Annotated in this window: 4 protein-coding genes; 3 read left to right on the top strand and 1 reads right to left on the bottom strand. The window is 28.9% G+C overall.

Annotated features, from left to right (window positions below; all coding sequences use genetic code 11):
- Positions 1–294 precede the first annotated feature (294 nt).
- Both PP176A_RS05535 and PP176A_RS05530 read left to right on the top strand, forming a co-directional pair.
- Complete coding sequence (locus tag PP176A_RS05535; protein ID WP_128753396.1) at positions 295–1,236, top strand: phosphoglycerate dehydrogenase; 942 nt, start codon at positions 295–297, stop codon at positions 1,234–1,236.
- A 181-nt stretch (positions 1,237–1,417) separates the two neighbouring features.
- Complete coding sequence (locus tag PP176A_RS05530) at positions 1,418–2,173, top strand: exodeoxyribonuclease III (protein WP_071139469.1); 756 nt, start codon at positions 1,418–1,420, stop codon at positions 2,171–2,173.
- A 7-nt stretch (positions 2,174–2,180) separates the two neighbouring features.
- Here PP176A_RS05530 and PP176A_RS05525 read toward each other — a convergent pair whose 3' ends face one another.
- Complete coding sequence (locus PP176A_RS05525) at positions 2,181–2,741, bottom strand: DUF1836 domain-containing protein (RefSeq protein ID WP_071139468.1); 561 nt, start codon at positions 2,739–2,741, stop codon at positions 2,181–2,183.
- A gap of 178 nt (positions 2,742–2,919) precedes the next feature.
- Here PP176A_RS05525 and trhA point away from each other — a divergent pair.
- Positions 2,920–3,472, top strand: a 553-nt coding sequence (gene trhA, locus PP176A_RS05520) for a PAQR family membrane homeostasis protein TrhA (protein WP_071139467.1), incomplete at its 3' end; no start/stop codon positions are given.

Below are 3,472 nucleotides of genomic sequence, written 5' to 3'. Positions count from 1 at the left end.
TTGTTATAGTTTTTAAGTATTATTATAAATACCCTTTTTTTTAATATCTATTTAAAAAATTTAATTGGATTTATTACATAAAAATTGTAGCTCATATAAGGTAGATTACTTCTATTGGTCACAATAATGGTTAAGAGAAATTAATTGAAAACAAAAATATAAATATATAAACTATAATTATGAAGAAGGTAATTGGGTAAATATTAAAAAAGGTTTCTATTGGAGCATTAATGAATTAAGACGAATGAGATTTTTCTATGGGCTATAAAAAGATTATTATGGAAGGGGATAAGGATGAAAGCTTTAATAACCGAAAAATTTGATGAGGAGAAATTGAATAAACTAAGAAGTTTAGGATATGACATAATTGTAGAAAAAGAAGACGATGTAAAATTTTCAGAGAATATTAAGGACATAGAAGTTCTTTCATGTTTTGCTGTTTTCCAATCTCTTGATATTTCATTGCTGAAGAACTTAAAATTTATACAGCTTTTTAGTGCAGGAATAAATCAAGTGCCTTTGGATTTAATAAGGGACAGGGGAATATTATTAGCTAATAACAGAGGGGGATACAGCATTCCTATATCGGAATGGATAGTGCTTAAAATTCTTGAGATGGTTAAAAAGAGCAGAGAATTTTATGAAAATCAGCACAAAAAAGAATGGAAAGTCAATACTAGGTTATCGGAAATATATGGCAAGACAATAGGCTTTATCGGCACAGGGGATATAGCCAAAGAAGGGGCGAAGAGAATTAAAAGTTTTGGAACAACTGTATTGGGCCTTAATACTACGGGGAGAGATGTAGAACATTTTGATAAATGTTATAAAACGGAGAATATTAAAGAAATGGTAAGTATGTGTGATGTGGTAGTAGTATCTATGCCTTATACAGATAAGACTTACCATTTAATAAACAAAGATGTGATTGGGAGCATGAAAGACGGAGTATATATTGTAAATATATCCAGGGGAAATATAATTAATGAGCAAGATTTGATATTGGGGTTAAAGGAAGGTAAAATTGGGGGAGCGGCATTGGATGTTTTTGAAGAAGAACCGCTAAAGAAAGAAAGTCCTCTTTGGGATATGAAAAATGTAATAATCACTCCTCATAACTCATGGGTATCGGAAATGGTAAAAGAAAGAAGATTTTATATAGTATATGAAAATTTTAAAAGATATATTTCCGGAGAGAAAATTATTAACTTAGTTGATTTAAATAAGGGATATTAGATAAATATAACAATTTTATTTCGTGAAAGGAGTATCATTATCTACTTAAGAATAATTTCATGATACTTCTTTTTTTTATTTCAAATAAGTTATAATAGTTGCTATAATATTTATATAAAGAAGGCTATTCTTAATTATTACGGATAGAGAGGGAGATGCAGAATAGATAGGAGGTAATATTGTGAAACTTATTTCTTGGAATGTGAATGGACTTAGAGCGTGTATGAAGAAAGGATTTATGGATTATTTCAATAGAGAGAATTCAGACATATTTTGTATTCAAGAGACTAAGATTCAAGAAGGGCAGGTAAATCTGGAATTAGAAGGTTACTATAAATATTGGAATTATGCGGTGAAAAAGGGCTATTCAGGTACGGCTGTATTTACAAAGTCCAAGCCTATATCAGTTAAATATGGAATTGAAATTGATGAATACGATCAGGAGGGTAGAGTTATAACTTTAGAATTTGAAAAATTTTATTTAATTGATGCTTATACTCCAAATTCCCGCAGAGAATTAGAGAGACTTGATTATAGGATGAGCTGGGAAGATATATTTCTAAAATATATGAAGAGATTAGATAATTCAAAACCCGTTATTTTATGTGGGGATCTTAATGTAGCCCATGAAGAAATAGATTTAAAAAATCCTGAAACAAATAGAAAAAATGCAGGATTTACAGATGAAGAAAGACAGAAGATGACTAATATGTTGGAAAGCGGATTTATTGATACTTTTAGATATCTATATCCACAGAAAGAACAAGCCTATACATGGTGGTCCTATATGAGAAAGGCAAGAGAAAGAAATTCCGGATGGAGAATTGATTATTTTATAATATCTGAAAGACTGAAGGACTTTTTAAAAGATTCCATCATTCATTCTGATATTATGGGAAGCGACCATTGCCCCATAGTATTGGAAATGTCCGTATAGAGTATTTTTAATCATTAAAAAATGTATCTATTAACTTTTCTGCCAGTCTCTTTTCTAAAGAAGATTGTATTATCAAGAAAAAAATCATTGAAAATAAAGTTAATTTATCAAAGTTTTCTTCATTAGGATGAATTTGTTTTTGCAATTCATCTATTTTTTTTGGCATTTCTTCAGAAAAATTTTTACATTCTATTGATTGAATATCAGTAAAGTTTTTATATAAATTTTCAATGGAGATATCACTTACGGAAGATAGTAGGGAATGAATATCACCAATAGATAAAATCTGTTTTAAATGATAAATTAATATTAAAAGCATCATATGATCTTTAGAATATTTTTTCTTTTCAGGGGGAGGAAGTATTTTATTTTTTGTATAGTTATTGATCATGGTTTTGGTTAATATCTTATCTTGTTTCGTCCTTTTGAATTCTTTTAATTTATCTTCCATAAAAGTTGTCACTTGGTCCATATATAAATCAATATCCGGAATTTCCGATAAATCTATTTGTTTTAAAGAAATATTTTTCTTAATCAAATTTATCAATTCTTCTCTTTCAAAAGTCATATATATCACCTCTATTATATTATAAAGTCTCCCTTACCGTATATCAATATAATAAATTAATTTTTTTTGAAATAAAAAAATATATTGAAGTATCAATAACAATATATTATAATACATATATATTATAAAGTGGTTTTTAAAACTATTAAATTACATAAATAGATTAAGGAGTGGTTTTATGAATATAAAAATTAAGGACCCTATCAGTGCATTAACTCATTTTATAGGAGCTGTTTTATCTGTTTTTGGTACTATGATATTAGTAAAATATGTAGAGCCTATAGGAACATATAAAGATATGATTTCTGTTATTGTTTATGGGATAAGTCTTATTTTATTGTATACGGCAAGTACGGTATATCATTGGTCCCCTGCTCAAGGAAAAGTAAACAGGATCTTAAGAAAGTTGGATCATATGATGATTTATGTTCTGATTGCAGGAACATATACTCCAATATGTATGATTTCTCTTTCGGGGAAATGGCGATGGGGTTTATTAATAAGTATTTGGGTTCTTGCTGTTGGAGGAATTATCTTGAAAGCTCTTTGGATGGATGTACCTCGATGGATTTCTACAACTATCTATATTCTTATGGGATGGCTTGTGGTACTTGCTTTTTTCCCCTTAAAAGAAGTTGTCTCGATAGAAGGAGTAGGTTGGCTAATCGGAGGAGGTATCTTCTATACTGTAGGAGCAATTATATATGGTTTAAAATGGCCTAAATTTAAGT

The organism is Sporanaerobacter sp. PP17-6a (genome assembly GCF_900095615.1).
GTDB classification, from domain to species: Bacteria; Bacillota; Clostridia; order Tissierellales; family Acidilutibacteraceae; genus Acidilutibacter; species Acidilutibacter cellobiosedens.
This window is presented reverse-complemented; position numbering and strand designations above follow the sequence as displayed.

Bases quoted from the DNA above. Each gene is read 5' to 3' on its own strand.
- PP176A_RS05535 (WP_128753396.1), top strand. From the start codon at position 295: ATGAAAGCTTTAATAACCGAAAAATTTGATGAGGAGAAATTGAATAAA.
- PP176A_RS05525 (WP_071139468.1), bottom strand. From the start codon at position 2,741: ATGACTTTTGAAAGAGAAGAATTGATAAATTTGATTAAGAAAAATATT.